Origin of the sequence: Patulibacter americanus DSM 16676, from assembly GCF_000420025.1 — a bacterium.
Taxonomy (GTDB): Bacteria; Actinomycetota; Thermoleophilia; order Solirubrobacterales; family Solirubrobacteraceae; genus Patulibacter; species Patulibacter americanus.
Window position 1 is genome coordinate 73,448 of sequence record NZ_ATUD01000015.1, and the last position, 14,762, is coordinate 88,209.

Here is a 14,762-nt window from a genome sequence, read left to right on the forward strand (position 1 = left end):
CATGGGCGAGCACGTGGCCCGGGGCCTGCGTCGTCGGGTCGTCGCCGTCGCCCGGACCCTCGAGGCCGACGGCCTCGTCGTCGGCACCGTCGGCAACGTCAGCGCGCGCGACGGCGGCGCCCTGCTGATCACGCCGACGCGCGCGCCCTACGCCCGCATGCGCCCCCGCGACCTGGCCCGGGTCGACGTGGTCTCGGGCGAGCCGCTGCCGGGCGGCCTCCCGTCCCGCGAGCTCCCGCTGCACCTCGCCGTCTACCGAGCACGGCCGGACGTCGGCGCCCTCGTCCACACCCACAGCCTGGCGGCGACCGCGTGGAGCTTCCTGGACGAGCCGCTCGGCCCGGAGCTCGAGGACCTGGCCTACCACGGCATCGACCCCGTCCGGACCGCCCCGCCCGCCGCGCCGGGCAGCGCCGAGCTCGCCGAAGGCGCCGTCGCCGCGCTGGGCTCCGGCAGCGCGGTGCTGCTGGGCCGCCACGGGGTGCTGGCCGCCGGGGACACGCCGGAGCGAGCGCTGCTCGTCGCCCGCGTCCTCGAACGCCAGGCGCAGATCGGGTGGCTGCTGCGGGGCGCCGCGCCGTGGGCCGCCAGCGCCTCCGAAATGGCGCTCCCCGCCACGACGGGCTGGGCCTCCGCTCCGTGACGGACGTGCCGGACCAGGATCCCCGCGCGGCGACCACGGGTGCGGGCGGGGAGTCCGGCGAGGCGACCGCGGGCGCGGGCGGCGAGTGCGCCCGCGCCGCCGCCGCCGAGTCCGACCTGGTCGCCGAGCCCATCGTCGTCGCGAGCTTGACGCTCGACGTGCTGCGCCCCCGCGACCCCGAGGCGCTGCTCGACGAGGACGCGTTCGAGCACGAGGAGTTCCTCCCCTACTGGGCCGAGCTGTGGCCGAGCGCACCGGTGCTCGGGGCGCGGTTGGCGGAGCGCGGCGTGGCCGGCCTGCGGATCCTGGAGCTCGGCTGCGGGCTCGGCGTCACGGGCCTCGCGGCGGCGGCCCTCGGGGCTGAGGTGACCGCGACGGACTGGGCCCCCGACGCCCTGGAGCTCCTGACCCGCAACGCCGCGCGCAACGGCGTGGAGCTGACGGTGCGACGTCTGGACTGGTTCGCCGCGGTCGACGGGCCCCTCTTCGCCGACCCCGGCCCCCCGGCCCCGCACGACGGGTGGCCGCTGGTCGTGGCGGCCGACGTGCTCTACGAGGCCCGCCACCGGGAGCCGCTGCTCGCCACGCTCGACCGCGTCGTCGCCCCGGACGGCGAGGCTTGGATGGCCGACCCGGGCCGGCCGCCGGCGGACGCCTTCTGGGCGCTGGCGCGCGTCGCGGGCTGGCGGGTGACGGAGCTGCCGCCGCGCGGGGGTGAAGAGGCGACCGTGCGGATCCTCCGGCGCCGCTGACGGCGGCGCCAACGCCCACGCCCCGCGGGCCGACGGCCGCGGCGGTGGGCCGACGGGGCGGTGTGTGACGGGGCGGTGGGCCGACGGGGCGGTGGGCCGACGGGGCGGTGTGTGACGGGGCGGTGGCCGACGGGGCGGTGGCCGACGGGGCGGTGGCCGACGGGGCGGTGTCCGCCCCCAGCGCCCCTACCGCCGCACGAGGTGCACTTCGCCGGCGTCGAGCGCTTCGACTCCGACGTCCGTCCGCACGAGCAGCCGGCCCTGGGCGTCCACGCCATCCGCGACGCCCGCACCCGGGTCGCCCCCGCCCGGGCGCTCCCAGGCGATCTCGGCGCCGGCCAGCACGTCGCGGGCGGACCAGGCGTGCAGCAGGTCGGCGGGCTCGCGGTCCAGCGCCGCGGTCAGCCGCTCCAGCAGCTCGGCCAGGACCGGCTCGAGCTCGTCCGCCGAGCGGCCCATCGTGGCCGCGCGGGCGGCGACCTCGTCGGGGACGTCGGCGAGGTCGAGCGCGACGTTCAGCCCGATGCCCGCCACGGCCCACCCCTCGGCGGGGCGCCCCTCGCAGAGGATGCCCGCGACCTTGCGCAGGGCCCCGTCGTCGCCGACGAAGACGACGTCGTTGGGCCACTTGATCCGGGCGTCGTCACCGACCGTCTCGGCGACGGCGACGGCCACGGCGAGCGGCAGCAGCGCCGGGTGCCGCAGGCCGCGCAGCACGATCGACACGGTCAGCGCCTGGCCGGCGGGCGCGACCCAGACGCGGCCCTGGCGGCCTCGGCCGGCGGTCTGGCTCGTGGCGGTGACCGTCGTGCCGTGCGGGGCGCCGTCCGTGGCGAGGCGGCGGGCCTCGTCGTTCGTCGACCCGACCTCGACGAAGTGGTGGCGCGGCTCGCCCAGGCGGCCGGCGCCGGGAGGCACGGGCCGGCCGGTCACGCGCGGCGGATCCGGACGGGGGCGTCCGCGACGAGCTCGAGCGCCTCGCGCGCCGAGGAGCGGTTGATCGCCACGGCCATCGCGCGGTTGGCGTCCTGGTAGAGCAGGACGGTGCCCGGCGGCACGTCGGCGAAGGTCGAGGCGTAGATGCCGCGCAGGCCGTTCACGTCGATCTGGTCGCCGAGCTTGAGCCCGACGCCCGCGGTCAGCTCCTCGTGCTCGAGGTCGAGCATGACGTTGCCGAAGCGGTCGAACGCGAGCACGTGGGCCACGAGCTCCTCCCCGTCGAGCTCGGCCATCGGCATCGCGAGGGGGAGCACGGCGTCGGGCTCGAGCGGATCACCGACGTCGTCGAGGTCGAGGCCCGCCGCCAGCCGCGCGGCGATCGGGGCGTAGATGTCGCGCCCGTGAAACGTGGCCGAGACCGGCTCCAGGCGGTACGGGGAGCGCGAGACGTCGGCCGCCTGGACGATGCCGCCGAAGCGCTGCGCGGCCAGCCACAGCAGGCCGTTGTCGGGCCCGACGAGGATCCGGTCGTCCTCGGCCACCCGGATCGCGATCGGCCGGCGGTGCCCGCCGACCTCGGGGTCGACGACGGCGAGGTGCACGCCCGGAGCCGCGTAGGGCAGCGTGCGCTGGAGGGTGATGGCCCCCAGCCGCACGTCGAAGGACGGGATGCCGTGCGTGAGGTCGACGATCCGCGCGTCCGGGGCGATCCGGGCGATGACGGCGTGGCAGACGCCGACGAACTCGTCGTGGAGGCCGTAGTCGGAGAGGAAGGTGACCGTTCTGCGCTCGATGCGTCGATCCTAGAGGCGGCCGGGGAGCCCGCCGCGTGAGAGTGCTCCGCGGCAACGCGACCTGCAGATCCCGGGCGATAGTCCCGCGTCCGACCGGGTAGGAACGGGGCATGGACCGTGATCAGGGACGAGGCGCCGACGCGATGCGTGGAGACTCGTGACCGCCGGGGCGACGCACGCGCCGGCGCCCGTCCTGGGCGCCGGGGTGCGGGCCGGCATCCCGCCGACGCCCGCGCCGGACCGCCCCTCGCGGGCGCGGCGGCGCAGGCGCTCGGCGGTGGGACTCAGGCCGTCGCGCCGGCCGGTGCGACGTCGTGCTCACCCTCGGCGAACTCCTCGACGACCTTCGCGTTGAAGGCGTCGAGGTCGCCGGGGTTGCGGCTGGAGACGAGGCCCTTGTCGACCACGACCTCCTCGTCGACCCACTCGCCGCCCGCGTTGACGATGTCCGTCCGGATCGACGGGAACGAGGTCAGCGTGCGGCCCTTGACGAGGTTCGCCTCGACGAGCGTCCACGCCCCGTGGCAGATCACGCCGACGGGCTTGCCGGTCTTGAAGTACGCCTGGAGGAACGCGATGACGTCCGCGTCCTGGCGCAGGTTGTCCGGGTTGGCGACGCCGCCGGGCAGCAGCAGGCCGTCGTAGTGCTCGACGTTCGCCCCGCCGACCTTCTTGTCGACGGGGAACGTGTCGCCCTTGTCGATGTCGCCGTTCATCGCCTGGATCTCGCCGGTGTCCAGCGAGAGCAGCTCCGTCGTGGCGCCGGCCTGCTGCACCGCGTCGCGCGGGCTCTCGAGCTCGACCTGCTCGACCCCGTCCGTCGCGATGATCGCGACCTTCTTGCCCTGCAGCTCGTTCGCCATGCTGGTCCTCCTGATCGGTGGTCCTGTCTCCCCCCACGGCTACCCGAGGTGCTTGCGCCGAAAACGACCCCGGTCAGGAGTCCGGGGCCTCCGGGGTGACGAGCGCGAGCAGCCCCTCGGCGTCCTCGGAACAGGCCGCGCAGCTCCGCAGGTGCGCGGCGACGGTCGGCTCGGCGACCTCGCCGGGGAGGCCCGAGGCGACGCCGTCGGCCCACACGTCGAGGCGCGCGAGGCACGCGTCGCACCCCGGGTCGGCAGCCTCGACGTGCAGCAGGCGGTGGCGGACGTCGTCGTGGGTCATGGCAGGTACTCCGCGTAGCCGGCGGCCTCGACGTGCGCGCGGAGCTTGCGGCGGGCGTCGTGGACGGTCTTGTAGATCGCACCGCGGTTGGACGAGAGGCGCTCGGCCAGCACGTCGATCGGCACCTCCTCCAACACTACGGTGCTGAACACCAGGCGTTGGCGGTCGCTCAACACCTCGTCCATCCCCTGGCGCACCAACCCCAGCACCGCACGCTGCTCCGCGCCCGCGTCCCGCACGCCCGGGAGCCGGTCCCAGGCGTCGTCGTCGAGCTCGACGCGCTGTCCTCGCCAGGCGTGCCGCCGCAGCCGGGTGGAGATCTCGAAGATCGCGAACTTGTACGCCCACGTCGTAAACCGGCTGTCGCCCCGGAAGTCGTCGAGCTTGCCCACCACCGCCTGCAGCGCGTCGTTCGCGGCCTGCAGGCAGAGGTCGTCCAGGTCCGCGCGGACCGCGTCGGGCAGCGAGCCCAGACGCCGGTGGGCCTCCTTCCGCGCGCCCCCGAGCAGCAGGCCGTGCAGTCCCGCGACCGCACGGTCGTGATCCGGGTGACCGGCGTCGAGACGCTGCACCCACATGGCGGTGGTCCAGTCGGCGGCAGCAGGCACAGGGCGTCGCCGGCGATCGTCGCAGAAGTCTTCGGCGGTGGAGGTAAGACCACGGGCCGCACGGACGCTGACGAGAGGCACAACGATCCAGGGCCGGCCGTTCCGGCAGGCCCGCCACGCAGAAGGACCACCCATGCCCCGCATCGCCCCGATCGATCCCACCTCCGCCGACGCCAAGGCCAAGCCGCTGCTGGACGCCGTCCAGGCCAAGCTCGGCGTCACGCCGAACATGATGCGCACGATGGCCCAGTCCCCGGCGGTGCTCGAGAGCTACCTCGGCTTCGGCGGCGCGCTGGGCAAGGGCACCCTCGGGGCCCGCCTCGGCGAGCTGCTCGCGCTGGATGTCGCCGAGGCCAACGGCTGCGGCTACTGCCTCAGCGCCCACACCTACCTCGGCACAAACGTCGCCAAGCTCAGCGACGAGCAGATCACCGCCGCGCGGTCCGCCGACAGCGAGGATCCGAAGACGCGAGCCGCGCTCCGGTTCGCTCGCCAGATCAACGACGGACGCGGCCACGTCACCGACGAGCAGGTCGACGCGGTGCGCGCCGCCGGCTGGGGTGACGCCGCGATCGCGGAGATCGTCGCCCACGTCGCGCTGAACGTCCTGACGAACTACTTCAACACCGTCGCCCAGGTGGAGATCGACTTCCCCGTCGTCCTCCCCGCCGCCCAGCGCACCGCGGCCTAGGCCCACGGCCGATGGCACCCGGCGGCCGCGCCTTCGCGCCGGTCGCCGGCTGCCGGTCGCCGGGCTGCCGGTCGCCGCCGGTCGGGACCTCAGCCGCGCAGCGCGGCGACCGCCGCGGCGACGCCTGCGCCGACGTCGGTCGACGCGCCCAGGTCGGCCAGCGCCGCCCCGAGCCCCGCCACGCCGGCGAGGACCGTGCGCTCGTTCGCCGCGGGACCCATGTGGTCGATGCGCACCATGACGTCGCGCAGGCTGCCGCCGCCCGGGGTCAGCGCCACGCCGTAGACGTCGCGGGCCCGGTCGACGAGCTCGGCGCGGTCGACCTCGTCGGGCAGCCGGATCGCGGTCGTCAGCTGGCAGGCCTCGGCGTCCTCGGCGACCCAGAGGGCGGCCCCGAGCCCGGCGACGCCCGCGCGGCACGCGCGCGACGTGCGGGCGTGGCGGGCGATCCCGGCGTCGACGCCCTCGGCGAGCACGCGCGCGCAGGCGGCCTCGAGCGCGAGCATCTCGAGCACGGCGGGCGTGCCCGGGATGGCCTGGCGCCCGGCGTCGATCCAGCGCTCCTTCCAGTCCAGGAGCGAGAGGATCGACCCGCGCCACGGGGTCGGCGCGGCGGCCAGCGTCTCCCACGCGCGGGCGCTGACGGTCAGCGCCGAGACCCCGGCGGGACCGCCCAACGCCTTCTGCGGGCCGACCATGACGATGTCGAGCCCGGTCTCGTCGATGGGCAGCGCGTGGCCGCCGACCGAGGCCACCGCGTCGACCACCGTGAGGACGTCGTGCTCCCGCGCCACCTCGGCGATCTCCGGCAGCGGGTTCACGGTCCCCGTCGCGACCTCGGCGTGGACGAAGGACAGGACGGAGATCTCGGGCCGATCCTCGAGCACCCGGGCGATCTCGTCCGCGGTCACCGCGCGCTCGAGCGGGATCTCCAGGTCGACGACCTCGGCCCCGCCCGCCGCGAGCCACTCGCCGAAGTGCGCGCCGTACGGGCCGGTGATGACGTTCAGGCAGACCGTCCCCTGCACGCCGACGCCGCGGGCGACCGCCTCGAGCGCGAGGATCGCCTCGGCCTGCAGCACGACGACGTCCTGTTCCGTGCCCAGCAGCCGGGCGACGTCGCGTTCGATCGCCGCGAAGCGGTCGGCGCTGAGCGCCGGCGGGTCGAGCAGGGCGCCGTTGGGGATCGCGAGGCTCATGGGTCGATCTTGGCACCTCCGCGGGCGGGGGACCGGCGGGCCCAGGCCGCAGGCTCGTCGTGACCGCCGGCGAGGCGAACACGCCTGGCCGCCCCGTGCCTCGGGCGACTGACGGACCGCGTGGGGCACGCGCGGGTCGTCATGGGTCGGCTCCTGGCGGCCGCGACCGCGATGGGTCTCCAGGCGGTGGCACACGACGTACGACGCCGGGCCGGCCACCGTCCCCCCGCGCCAGTACGAATATGACAAGCGCGCTTGTCATATTCGTACTGCCCGGTTCGAGGCTTGCCACCACGCGGCCCGCAGACTGCTCGCGGCAATCGGTGCGGCCGTCGGAACGAAGCCGGCCGTGAGCGCGGGAGGCGGCCGTGAGCGCACGACCCGGCCGGGAGCGCGACGCGCCCTCAGCGTGGTGCGGCCGTGACCGCGACGGGGCCCTCAGCGCATCGCGGCGTCGGCCACGAGCGCGGCGATGAGGCCGTCGATCGTGGCCTCGTCGGCCTCGACGGCCGGGCTCGCACCCAGCTCGGCGAGCGCCGCCGAGGTGACGGGGCCGATCGAGACCGCGCGCGTGTCCGGGCCGACGGGGAGCCGGCCGTGCGGGGCCGTGGCCTCGGCGTCGGTGACGCCGCCCGCGTCGGCGAGGAACCCGGCGGTGGAGGCCGAGGTGAAGGTGACGTAGTCGACCTCGCGCAGGCGCTCGAGGGTCTCGGGGGCCAGGGGCTCGGCGACGGTCTCGTAGACCGGCAGGTCCGTGACCTCGAGGCCCGCGGCGCGCAGGCCGTCGGGCAGGGCGTCGCCGGCCGCGGCGGCGCGGACGAGCAGCGCGCGGCGCGGGCGCGGCGCCGGGCCCGACGCCCGGCGGACGGGCGGCGCGGCGCCGACGGCTGCTGCCAGCGCCTCGCCCGTGAACGTCTCCGGCACGACGTCGGCGCGGATGCCGTGCTCCCGCAGGGCCCGGGCGGTGCCGGGGCCGACGGCGGCGATCATGGTGCCGTAGAGGTTGCGACCGTCCTGGTCCGACCGCAGGAGCGCGGCCATGAACTCGCGCACGCCGTTCGGCGAGGTCAGCGCCAGCACGTCGACGTCGACGAGGTCGGGCAGGGTCGCCTCGAGCGAGCGGGTGCGGATCGTCGGGGTCTCGACGACCTCGGCGCCCAGCGCACGCAGCCGGCGCGCGACGCCCGACGCCTGGGCGCGGGCGCGGGTCACGGCGACGGTCTTGCCGAAGAGGGGGCGGTCCTCGAACCAGCGCAGCTCGTCGCGCAGGCCCGCGACGCCGCCGACGACCGTGACGGCCGGCGCCTTGATCCCGGCCTCCGCGGCCACGGCGGCGATCGTCGCCAGCGTGCCGGTGACGACGCGCTGCGTACCGAGGGTGCCGGACTGCACCACGGCGGCGGGCTCGTCCTCGGGGCGGCCCGCGGCGACCAGCGAGGACGCGATCGCGGGCAGGCGGCGCACGCCCATGTAGAAGACGAGGGTACCGGGGAAGTTCGCCAGGCCGTCCCAGTCGATCGTCGACTCGGGCTTGTTCGGGTCCTCGTGGCCCGTGACGAACGCGACGCCCGGGGCGTGCTCGCGGTGCGTCACCGGGATGCCGGCGTAGGCCGGGCCGGCGATGCCCGCGGTCACGCCCGGGACGATCTCGAACGGGATGCCGCGGTCGCGCAGACGCTGGGCCTCCTCGCCGCCGCGGCCGAAGACGAACGGGTCGCCGCCCTTCACGCGGGCGACGGAGCGGCCGGCGAGCGCGTGGTCGAGCAGCAGCGCCTCCGTCTCGGCCTGCGGGACCTGCTTGCCGCCGCCGCGCTTGCCGACGTCGACCAGGAGCGCGTCGGGGCGGGCGCCGTCGAGCGCCGTCGGCGGGATGAGCTGGTCGTAGAGGACGACGTCGACCTCGGCGATGACCTCGAGCGCCCGCACCGTCATCAGCCCCGGGTCGCCCGGCCCGGCACCGACGAGGTACGCCGTCCCGGGGGTCGGGGTGGCGGCGCTGTCGGGGGTGCTCACTCGGGGCGGTCCTCTCGGTGGGGCTCGGGGCCGGGCGGGATGTCGGACTCGGCGCGCGCGGCGTCGAGCAGCTCGTCCGCACCCGCGCGGCGCAGGCGCTCCGCGACGAGGGCGCCGAGCGCCTCCGGCTCGGAGCCCTCCTGGATGTCGACGACCCAGCCCGAGCCGTCGGGCGCGCCGACGAAGCCCTCGAGCGTGAGGCCGTCGCCGATCCGGCGGCAGTGGGCGCCCACGGCGCTCGTGCAGTCCGCGCCGAGGGCCCCCGAGACCGCCCGCTCCGCGAGCAGCGCGACCCACGAGTCCTCGTGGTGCACGGCGCGGACGGCCTCCGCGATGGCCGGGTCGTCGGCGCGTGCCTCGAGGGCGAGGGTGCCCTGGCCGGGGGCCGAGACGAACGCCGGGCCGATGAGGGGAGAGACGCCCTCGGGCTCGCGGCCCAGGCGGTGCAGGCCGGCGGCGGCGAGGACGATCGCGTCGACCGGGTCGGCGTGGGCCGGGACGGCGGAGGAGAGCCGGCCCAGGCGGGTGTCGACGTTGCCGCGGATCTCGACGACGTCGAGGTCGGGGCGGGTGGCGAGCAGCTGGGCGGCGCGGCGCAGGCTGGCGGTGCCGACGCGGGCGCCCTCCGGCAGGTCCTCGAGGGACCGCGCGCCGATGAGGACGTCGCGCGGATCCTCGCGCTCCGTGGCCGCGACGAGCGCGAGGGAGTCCGGGATGTCGCCGGGGACGTCCTTGGCGGAGTGGACCGCGAGGTCGATCGTGCCCTCGACGAGCCCGCGCTCGAGCTCGGTGACCCACTTCGCCTTGTCCGGTGCCGCGCGGTCGCGGTCGCCCGTCGTGACGACCTCGACGATCTCCACGTCGTGCCCGGCCGCCCGCAGGGCGCCGGCGACCGCGTGGGCCTGGACGAGCGCGAGCGGGCTGCGGCGGCTGCCGAGCCGGATCACGAGCCGTGCGCGCGCCGGCCGGCGATCGCGCGGACGTTGTCCGGGATCGCCGCGTGGGCCGCGGCCGCCGCGGGCGTGTGCGTCTCCACGCCGTGGCCGTGCGCCCGCTCGCCAGCGCCGTGGACGTGGTCGCCCTCGCCGTCGAGGCCGAAGAGCTCGCGGAGCACCTCGACGTGGCCGTGGGCGTCGTCGCGGTCGCGGGCGTCCTTCAGGCGCACCGTCGGCTCGTGCAGCAGGCGCTGGACGACGGTGCGGGCGGCGCGCTCCATGCGCTCGACGTCGGCGGCGCTGGCGGACTCCCAGCGGCCGTCGTTCTCCGCCATCACGGCCTCGACGATCTCCGACGCGCGGGTGCGCAGGTCGACGATCGTCGGCGTGATCTCCATCTGCCCCATCCAGCGGGCGAAGCGGTGGATCTCCTCCTCGACGATCTCCTCGGCGACCTCGGCCTCCTCGCCGCGGCCGGCGAGGTTGCGGGCCACGACGGCCTGCAGGTCGTCGATGTCGTAGAGCGAGACGCCGGGGACGCGCGCGCACTCCGGATCGATGTCGCGCGGGACGGCGATGTCGATGAGGACGAGGGGGCGCTCGTCGCCGCTCTCGGCCCGCTCCTGCATGACGAGCCCGAGCTCCTCCGCGCCGAGCACGGGGTGCGGGGAGCCGGTGGAGGAGATGACGACGTCGGCGCTCGCGAGCTGCTCCGGGAGGTCCGTGAGCGTGCCGACGCGGCCGCCGAAGCGGTCGGCCAGCGAGCGGGCGCGGTCGGCGTGGCGGTTGGAGACGAAGAGCGTGCGCACGCCCTGGGTGGCGAACGCCTGGGCCGTGAGCTCGGCGGTCTCGCCCGCGCCGATGATCATCACGCGCCGGTCGGCGAGGTCACCGACGGTCTGGGCCGCGAGGTCGACGGCGACGGAGGCCACCGAGGTGCGGCGCGAGGAGATGCCCGTCTCCGTCCGCACGCGCTTGCCCGTGCGCAGCGCGGCCTTGAAGAGCCGGTTGAGCATCGGACCCGTCGTGCCCATCTTCAGCGCGGTCTCGTAGGCGCGCTTGACCTGGCCCTGGACCTCGTACTCGCCGAGGATCATCGAGTCGAGCCCCGAGGCGACGCGGTAGAGGTGCCGCGCGGCGTCGCAGTTGCGGGGCGTGTAGACGAGGTTGGCCAGCTCGGTCGGCCGGATCCGCGAGCTCGTCGCGATCTCCGAGAGCAGGTCGCCCTCGGCCTGGACCGGGTCGCCGACGACGACGTAGACCTCGGTGCGGTTGCACGTGGAGAGCACGGCGGCCTCGTGCACGTGCTCGCTCTCGCCGAGCGCCCCGAGCATCCGCTCGATCTGCGGGTCCGTGACGGAGAGGCGTTCGCGGACGGCGACGGGCGCGGTCTTGTGCGAGATGCCGAGGACGAGCAGCTCGTTCATCGTGGCTCCCCCGACGCCTGGGCGGCCGCGGCGACCGCCTCGGCCTCGCGGACCGCCGCGCCGTCCTCCGGGGTGCCCTGGACGTCGCGGCGGGCGGCCGCGGCGGCGTCGAGCCGGGCCTCCAGTGCCTCGAGCCGGTTGGCCGAGTCGCGTACGCGGAACGCCACGATCACGAGGTACAGGAGGACCAGCGCGCCGGAGACGACGACGGCCGCCACGACGTAGCCGGGGCTCCCCGTGTCGGGCGCGGTCTGGGCGATGAGGGTCGGGATCACGTGCTCGTTCCTGGGGTGCGGCGGCGCTACAGGGTGACCGGGGAGGACGCGCGGGCGACGACGGGGACGGCGTCCTCGCCCTCGACGCGGCGCTGCAGCTTGCGGACGCGGATGCGGACGCTCTTGTGCGTGACCTCGAGGTGCCACAGCGTGATGAAGAGGGCGAGCAGGGCGAGGACGGAGAGGCCGAACGCGAGGCCGGCGGTACCGGGCAGGTTGGAGCCCGGGTCGTTCAGCGGCTGCGGGTGCAGCAGGTTCGTCGTCATCCGCACGACGCCGAAGCAGACGGGCGCGAAGATGCCGGCGGAGACGGCGAAGACCGACGCCGTGCGGGCCTGGCGCTCCGGGTCCTCGATCGCGAACCGCATGGGCTGGTAGGTCGCGTAGAGCAGGAAGATGATGAGGAACGTGACGAGCACGGGCTCGCCCCAGTCCCACCACACGCCCCACGCGGTCTTGCCCCAGATCGCGCCCGTGATGAGCGCCACGACGCAGAAGATCTGCCCCATGTGGATCGCCACGTAGGCGCGCAGATCGTCCAACGGGCGATCGTGCTTGAGGTGCTGCCAGCCGAAGAACGCCCCGGCGACGAAGGCGATCAGGGTGACGATCGCGAACGCGGGGTGCAGGTACGTCAGCCGCTGGCGGATGCCCTCGGTCTGGTCCGTCGGGACCACGGCGGTGGACACGACGATCCAGGCCACCACGATCAGCGCGGTGACGAGCGTCAGGGGTAGGAGGCGACGGGCGTAGGGCATCGTCGGCGGGGTCAGTCCTCGACGATGCCGTCGGAGACCGCCCAGGAGACCAGCAGGAACACCCCATCGTACAGAGCCAGCCCCACCCACCACCGGACCTCCGTCACCTTGGCGGGCGAGGTCAGGAGCGGGGCCAGGGCCTCGGAGGCCATCGCGACCAGCGGGATCAGCAGGGGCACCGCCAGGAGCGGGACGAGCAGGTCGCGGGAGCGGGCCGCGGCGGCGATCGCGCCCACGAGCGCCCCGGCCGCGGCGATGCCGAGGTCGGTGAGGGCCAGGCCCGCCACCACGCGGAGGATCGCCCCGCCGTCGAGCCCGTCCTGCAGCAGGAGGAACACGAACGCAGGCAGCGCCACGGCGTGGAGCACGAGCAGGAACGACCAGAGCGCCAGGCCCTTCGCCGCCACGAGCGCCGAGGCCGACGCCGGGGTCAGGCGGTACGCGTCGAGCCCGCCTTCGTCCTGCTCCGCCGCCCACAGCCGCCCGATCCCCAGGACGGCGGCCAGCAGCGTGGTCACGAGGAGCACGCCGGCAGCGAGCGGGCCGTCGACCCGTCCGTCCTGCAGGCCGAAGCGGAAGAGGACGAACGCCCCGACGCTGAAGAGCAGCATCGTCGGGAGCACCTGGGGGGCGCGGCGCTCGCGGCGCCACTCCAGCGCCAGGACGGCACGCACGTCGGAGAGCCAGGGAGTCACCGCGCCAGCGCCCCCGGCCGGCGGTCGTGGCCCGTCGTGCGCCGCGCGCCCGTCGTGGGTCGAGCGACACTCATGCGTAGAGCGCCCCGATCTCGGCGTCCGTGACCCGGTCGGGCGTGGCCAGGAGCGCCGGGGCGCCGTCACGCAGGCCGAGCACGATCTGGGCCTCGGCGAGCGCGGCCTCGGGGTCGTGCCCGGCGATCACGCGGGTGCGGCCCGGCCGGGGCCCCAGCAGCTCGCCGAGGCGGCCGGAGGCCGACGGGTCGAGGTTCGCCAGCGGCTCGTCCAGCAGCAGCAGCTCGGGGTCGCCGAGCAGCGTGGCCGCGGCAGTCGTGCGCTGGGTCAGGCCCCGGGAGAGCGCGTGGACGGGGAAGTCCGCGCGCCGCACGAGGCCCGTCGCCTCGAGCAGCTCCGCCACGCGCGCGGGGATGTCGTCCACCCGCAGCAGCCGGGCGCGGTGGGTCAGGTTCTCGCGCACCGTCAGGTCGCGGAAGAGCATGGGCTCGTGGGCCAGGTACCCCACGCGGCCGCGCAGGGCGTGGCGCCCCGCGGGCAGGGCGTGGCCCAGCACGGAGCACACCCCGGCGGTCGGGCGCATCAGACCGGCGAGCACGCGCAGCAGCGTCGACTTGCCCGCGCCGTTGGGGCCCAGGAGCGCCACGGTCACGCCCACGGGGACGACGAGCGTGAGGTCGGAGAGCACGAGGCGCTCGCCGCGGCGGCGCGTCAGCCCCTCCAGCCGGACGGCGGCGTCCGGATGCGCTCCCTCCGGTCCCGGCATCGGTCGGAGAGCCTACGTGGCGCGGGACCGCCTACCCTTCGCCCCTATGGCGCGCGCCGATCGGACCCCGGATCCCGAGCCCAAGCAGCGGGGTCGTCTGTTCTGGATCTGCATCCTCGTCGTCATCGAGTTCGCCGTCTGGACGATCCTCGCGGTCGCGGGCGCGTCCGACGTGGTCGCGACGATCGCCGCGCTCGCCGTCGGGGTGGCGTTCGTCGTCGCGTTCCGCGGCAAGATCTGGGGCGAGGACTGGAAGGACCAGCTCGCCGCGCAGCGGGCGCGCGAGCGCCGCTGAGAGCGTGCGGGCTCCGGCGGCCGGCGCGCGCCCTCGCCGCTAGGCGCCCTTCCGGAGCACGAGCGGGCCGCTGCCGGTCTGCCCCGCGCGGTCGTCCGGATTGGCCAGCGCGCAGCGGTCGAGCGAGAGGCAGCCGCAGCCGATGCAGGTCGTCAGCGCGTCGCGGATGCGCTCGAGGTCGGAGATCGCCTCGTCCACGCGGGCGCTCCACCCCTCCGACAGGGTCGCCCAGTCCGCGCGCGTCGGCGTGCGGTCGTGCGGGAGCGTCGCGAGCGTGCGCTCGATCTCGCCGAGCGTGAGGCCGACGCGCTGGGCGAAGACGATGAACGCCAGGCGCCGCAGCACGCTCCGGGGGTAGCGCCGGTGCCCCGCGTGGGTGCGGTCCGGCGCGATCAGCCCCCGCGACTCGTAGTAGCGCAGGGCGGTCGCGGGGATCCCGGAGCGCTCGGCGACCTCGCCGATGGTCATGACGGACGCCACGACGAGGTCCCGTTCAGCGTCCGCGGATCAGGCCGCGGCGAAGCGCTCGGCGACCTTGGCCCAGTTCACGACGTTCCAGAACGCCTTGAGGTACTCCGGGCGACGGTTCTGGTACTTGAGGTAGTAGGCGTGCTCCCAGACGTCGTTGCCCAGCAGCGGGGTCTTGCCCTCGGCCAGCGGGGTGTCCTGGTTCGGGGTGGTGATGATCTCCACGCCGGAGTCGCCCTTGACGAGCCAGACCCAGCCGGAGCCGAAGCGCGCGACGCCGGCGGCCTCGAACTGGCTCTTGAACTCGTCGAAGGAGCCGAACGCG

20 protein-coding genes are annotated in these 14,762 nt (G+C 75.6%); 5 read left to right on the forward strand and 15 right to left on the reverse strand.

Going from position 1 to position 14,762, the window contains the following annotated elements; all coding sequences use genetic code 11:
* The first annotated feature begins 1 nt into the window (after nt 1).
* Both F593_RS26695 and F593_RS26700 read left to right on the forward strand, forming a co-directional pair.
* Entirely contained in the window at nt 2-643 is a 642-nt protein-coding gene (locus F593_RS26695; RefSeq protein ID WP_051160592.1) for a class II aldolase/adducin family protein, read from the forward strand.
* The gene (locus F593_RS26700) at nt 640-1,395 is read left to right on the forward strand and encodes a class I SAM-dependent methyltransferase (protein WP_051160593.1); all 756 of its coding nucleotides are present in this window, start codon (nt 640-642) and stop codon (nt 1,393-1,395) included. The genes F593_RS26695 and F593_RS26700 overlap by 4 nt, the downstream gene beginning before the upstream one ends.
* Before the next feature lie 186 nt (nt 1,396-1,581).
* Here the strand turns inward: F593_RS26700 and F593_RS26705 are convergent, their stop codons facing one another.
* Both F593_RS26705 and F593_RS0118910 read right to left on the reverse strand, forming a co-directional pair.
* Nucleotides 1,582-2,313: a biotin--[acetyl-CoA-carboxylase] ligase gene (locus tag F593_RS26705; RefSeq protein ID WP_169449226.1), complete on the reverse strand. Its 732-nt coding sequence runs from the start codon at nt 2,311-2,313 to the stop codon at nt 1,582-1,584.
* 11 nt (nt 2,314-2,324) lie between these two features.
* The gene (locus tag F593_RS0118910) at nt 2,325-3,053 is read right to left on the reverse strand and encodes an SAM hydrolase/SAM-dependent halogenase family protein (protein ID WP_245540828.1); all 729 of its coding nucleotides are present in this window, start codon (nt 3,051-3,053) and stop codon (nt 2,325-2,327) included.
* Between F593_RS0118910 and F593_RS30975 the strand changes: the two genes are divergently transcribed.
* The gene (locus tag F593_RS30975) at nt 3,009-3,167 is read left to right on the forward strand and encodes a hypothetical protein (RefSeq protein ID WP_245540826.1); all 159 of its coding nucleotides are present in this window, start codon (nt 3,009-3,011) and stop codon (nt 3,165-3,167) included. The two genes, F593_RS0118910 and F593_RS30975, sit on opposite strands and share 45 nt — an antisense overlap.
* A gap of 245 nt (nt 3,168-3,412) precedes the next feature.
* On the opposite strand, the gene F593_RS0118915 is transcribed toward F593_RS30975, so the two are convergent.
* The 3 genes from F593_RS0118915 to F593_RS26710 form a co-directional block, all read right to left on the reverse strand.
* On the reverse strand, nt 3,413-3,991 hold the full coding sequence (locus tag F593_RS0118915; protein WP_022930314.1) for a type 1 glutamine amidotransferase domain-containing protein: 579 nt from the start codon (nt 3,989-3,991) through the stop codon (nt 3,413-3,415).
* Between the two features lie 73 nt (nt 3,992-4,064).
* Entirely contained in the window at nt 4,065-4,292 is a 228-nt protein-coding gene (locus tag F593_RS0118920; RefSeq protein WP_022930315.1) for a hypothetical protein, read from the reverse strand.
* Complete coding sequence (locus F593_RS26710; protein ID WP_211216189.1) at nt 4,289-4,864, reverse strand: RNA polymerase sigma factor; 576 nt, start codon at nt 4,862-4,864, stop codon at nt 4,289-4,291. The genes F593_RS0118920 and F593_RS26710 overlap by 4 nt, the downstream gene beginning before the upstream one ends.
* Before the next feature lie 169 nt (nt 4,865-5,033).
* On the opposite strand from F593_RS26710, the gene F593_RS0118930 reads away from it, so the two are divergent.
* On the forward strand, nt 5,034-5,591 hold the full coding sequence (locus F593_RS0118930) for a carboxymuconolactone decarboxylase family protein (protein ID WP_022930317.1): 558 nt from the start codon (nt 5,034-5,036) through the stop codon (nt 5,589-5,591).
* An 89-nt stretch (nt 5,592-5,680) separates the two neighbouring features.
* On the opposite strand, the gene F593_RS0118935 is transcribed toward F593_RS0118930, so the two are convergent.
* The 8 genes from F593_RS0118935 to F593_RS26720 all read right to left on the reverse strand — a co-directional run bounded on the left by F593_RS0118935 (nt 5,681) and on the right by F593_RS26720 (nt 13,674).
* A complete protein-coding gene (locus F593_RS0118935; protein ID WP_022930318.1) occupies nt 5,681-6,790 on the reverse strand; it encodes a pyridoxal-phosphate-dependent aminotransferase family protein in 1,110 nt (369 codons plus the stop codon).
* A gap of 438 nt (nt 6,791-7,228) precedes the next feature.
* Complete coding sequence (gene cobA, locus F593_RS0118940; protein WP_022930319.1) at nt 7,229-8,803, reverse strand: uroporphyrinogen-III C-methyltransferase; 1,575 nt, start codon at nt 8,801-8,803, stop codon at nt 7,229-7,231.
* Entirely contained in the window at nt 8,800-9,750 is a 951-nt protein-coding gene (gene hemC, locus F593_RS0118945) for a hydroxymethylbilane synthase (protein ID WP_022930320.1), read from the reverse strand. The genes cobA and hemC overlap by 4 nt, the downstream gene beginning before the upstream one ends.
* Complete coding sequence (gene hemA / locus F593_RS26715; RefSeq protein WP_022930321.1) at nt 9,747-11,165, reverse strand: glutamyl-tRNA reductase; 1,419 nt, start codon at nt 11,163-11,165, stop codon at nt 9,747-9,749. The genes hemC and hemA overlap by 4 nt, the downstream gene beginning before the upstream one ends.
* A complete protein-coding gene (locus F593_RS0118955; RefSeq protein WP_022930322.1) occupies nt 11,162-11,440 on the reverse strand; it encodes a hypothetical protein in 279 nt (92 codons plus the stop codon). The genes hemA and F593_RS0118955 overlap by 4 nt, the downstream gene beginning before the upstream one ends.
* 26 nt (nt 11,441-11,466) lie before the next feature.
* Nucleotides 11,467-12,198: a cytochrome c biogenesis protein CcsA gene (gene ccsA / locus F593_RS0118960; RefSeq protein WP_022930323.1), complete on the reverse strand. Its 732-nt coding sequence runs from the start codon at nt 12,196-12,198 to the stop codon at nt 11,467-11,469.
* 11 nt (nt 12,199-12,209) lie between these two features.
* Nucleotides 12,210-12,893, reverse strand: coding sequence for a heme exporter protein CcmB (locus F593_RS0118965; RefSeq protein ID WP_022930324.1), 684 nt, complete (start codon nt 12,891-12,893; stop codon nt 12,210-12,212).
* Nucleotides 12,894-12,963: 70 nt separating this feature from the next.
* On the reverse strand, nt 12,964-13,674 hold the full coding sequence (locus F593_RS26720) for an ATP-binding cassette domain-containing protein (protein WP_022930325.1): 711 nt from the start codon (nt 13,672-13,674) through the stop codon (nt 12,964-12,966).
* Between the two features lie 46 nt (nt 13,675-13,720).
* On the opposite strand from F593_RS26720, the gene F593_RS0118975 reads away from it, so the two are divergent.
* On the forward strand, nt 13,721-13,969 hold the full coding sequence (locus F593_RS0118975) for a hypothetical protein (RefSeq protein WP_022930326.1): 249 nt from the start codon (nt 13,721-13,723) through the stop codon (nt 13,967-13,969).
* Between the two features lie 39 nt (nt 13,970-14,008).
* On the opposite strand, the gene soxR is transcribed toward F593_RS0118975, so the two are convergent.
* Together soxR and F593_RS0118985 are read right to left on the reverse strand one after the other, a co-directional pair.
* Complete coding sequence (gene soxR / locus F593_RS0118980) at nt 14,009-14,449, reverse strand: redox-sensitive transcriptional activator SoxR (RefSeq protein WP_022930327.1); 441 nt, start codon at nt 14,447-14,449, stop codon at nt 14,009-14,011.
* 27 nt (nt 14,450-14,476) lie between these two features.
* A partial coding sequence (locus F593_RS0118985) for a superoxide dismutase (protein WP_022930328.1) occupies nt 14,477-14,762 on the reverse strand: 286 nt, incomplete at its 5' end.

Excerpts from the sequence above, each read along its gene's own strand:
- F593_RS0118915 (WP_022930314.1), bottom strand. The coding sequence starts at position 3,991 with ATGGCGAACGAGCTGCAGGGCAAGAAGGTCGCGATCATCGCGACGGAC.
- F593_RS26695 (WP_051160592.1), top strand. The coding sequence starts at position 2 with ATGGGCGAGCACGTGGCCCGGGGCCTGCGTCGTCGGGTCGTCGCCGTC.
- hemA (WP_022930321.1), bottom strand. The coding sequence starts at position 11,165 with ATGAACGAGCTGCTCGTCCTCGGCATCTCGCACAAGACCGCGCCCGTC.
- ccsA (WP_022930323.1), bottom strand. The coding sequence starts at position 12,198 with ATGCCCTACGCCCGTCGCCTCCTACCCCTGACGCTCGTCACCGCGCTG.
- F593_RS26720 (WP_022930325.1), bottom strand. The coding sequence starts at position 13,674 with ATGCCGGGACCGGAGGGAGCGCATCCGGACGCCGCCGTCCGGCTGGAG.
- F593_RS0118975 (WP_022930326.1), top strand. The coding sequence starts at position 13,721 with ATGGCGCGCGCCGATCGGACCCCGGATCCCGAGCCCAAGCAGCGGGGT.
- F593_RS0118930 (WP_022930317.1), top strand. The coding sequence starts at position 5,034 with ATGCCCCGCATCGCCCCGATCGATCCCACCTCCGCCGACGCCAAGGCC.
- F593_RS0118935 (WP_022930318.1), bottom strand. The coding sequence starts at position 6,790 with ATGAGCCTCGCGATCCCCAACGGCGCCCTGCTCGACCCGCCGGCGCTC.
- F593_RS0118920 (WP_022930315.1), bottom strand. The coding sequence starts at position 4,292 with ATGACCCACGACGACGTCCGCCACCGCCTGCTGCACGTCGAGGCTGCC.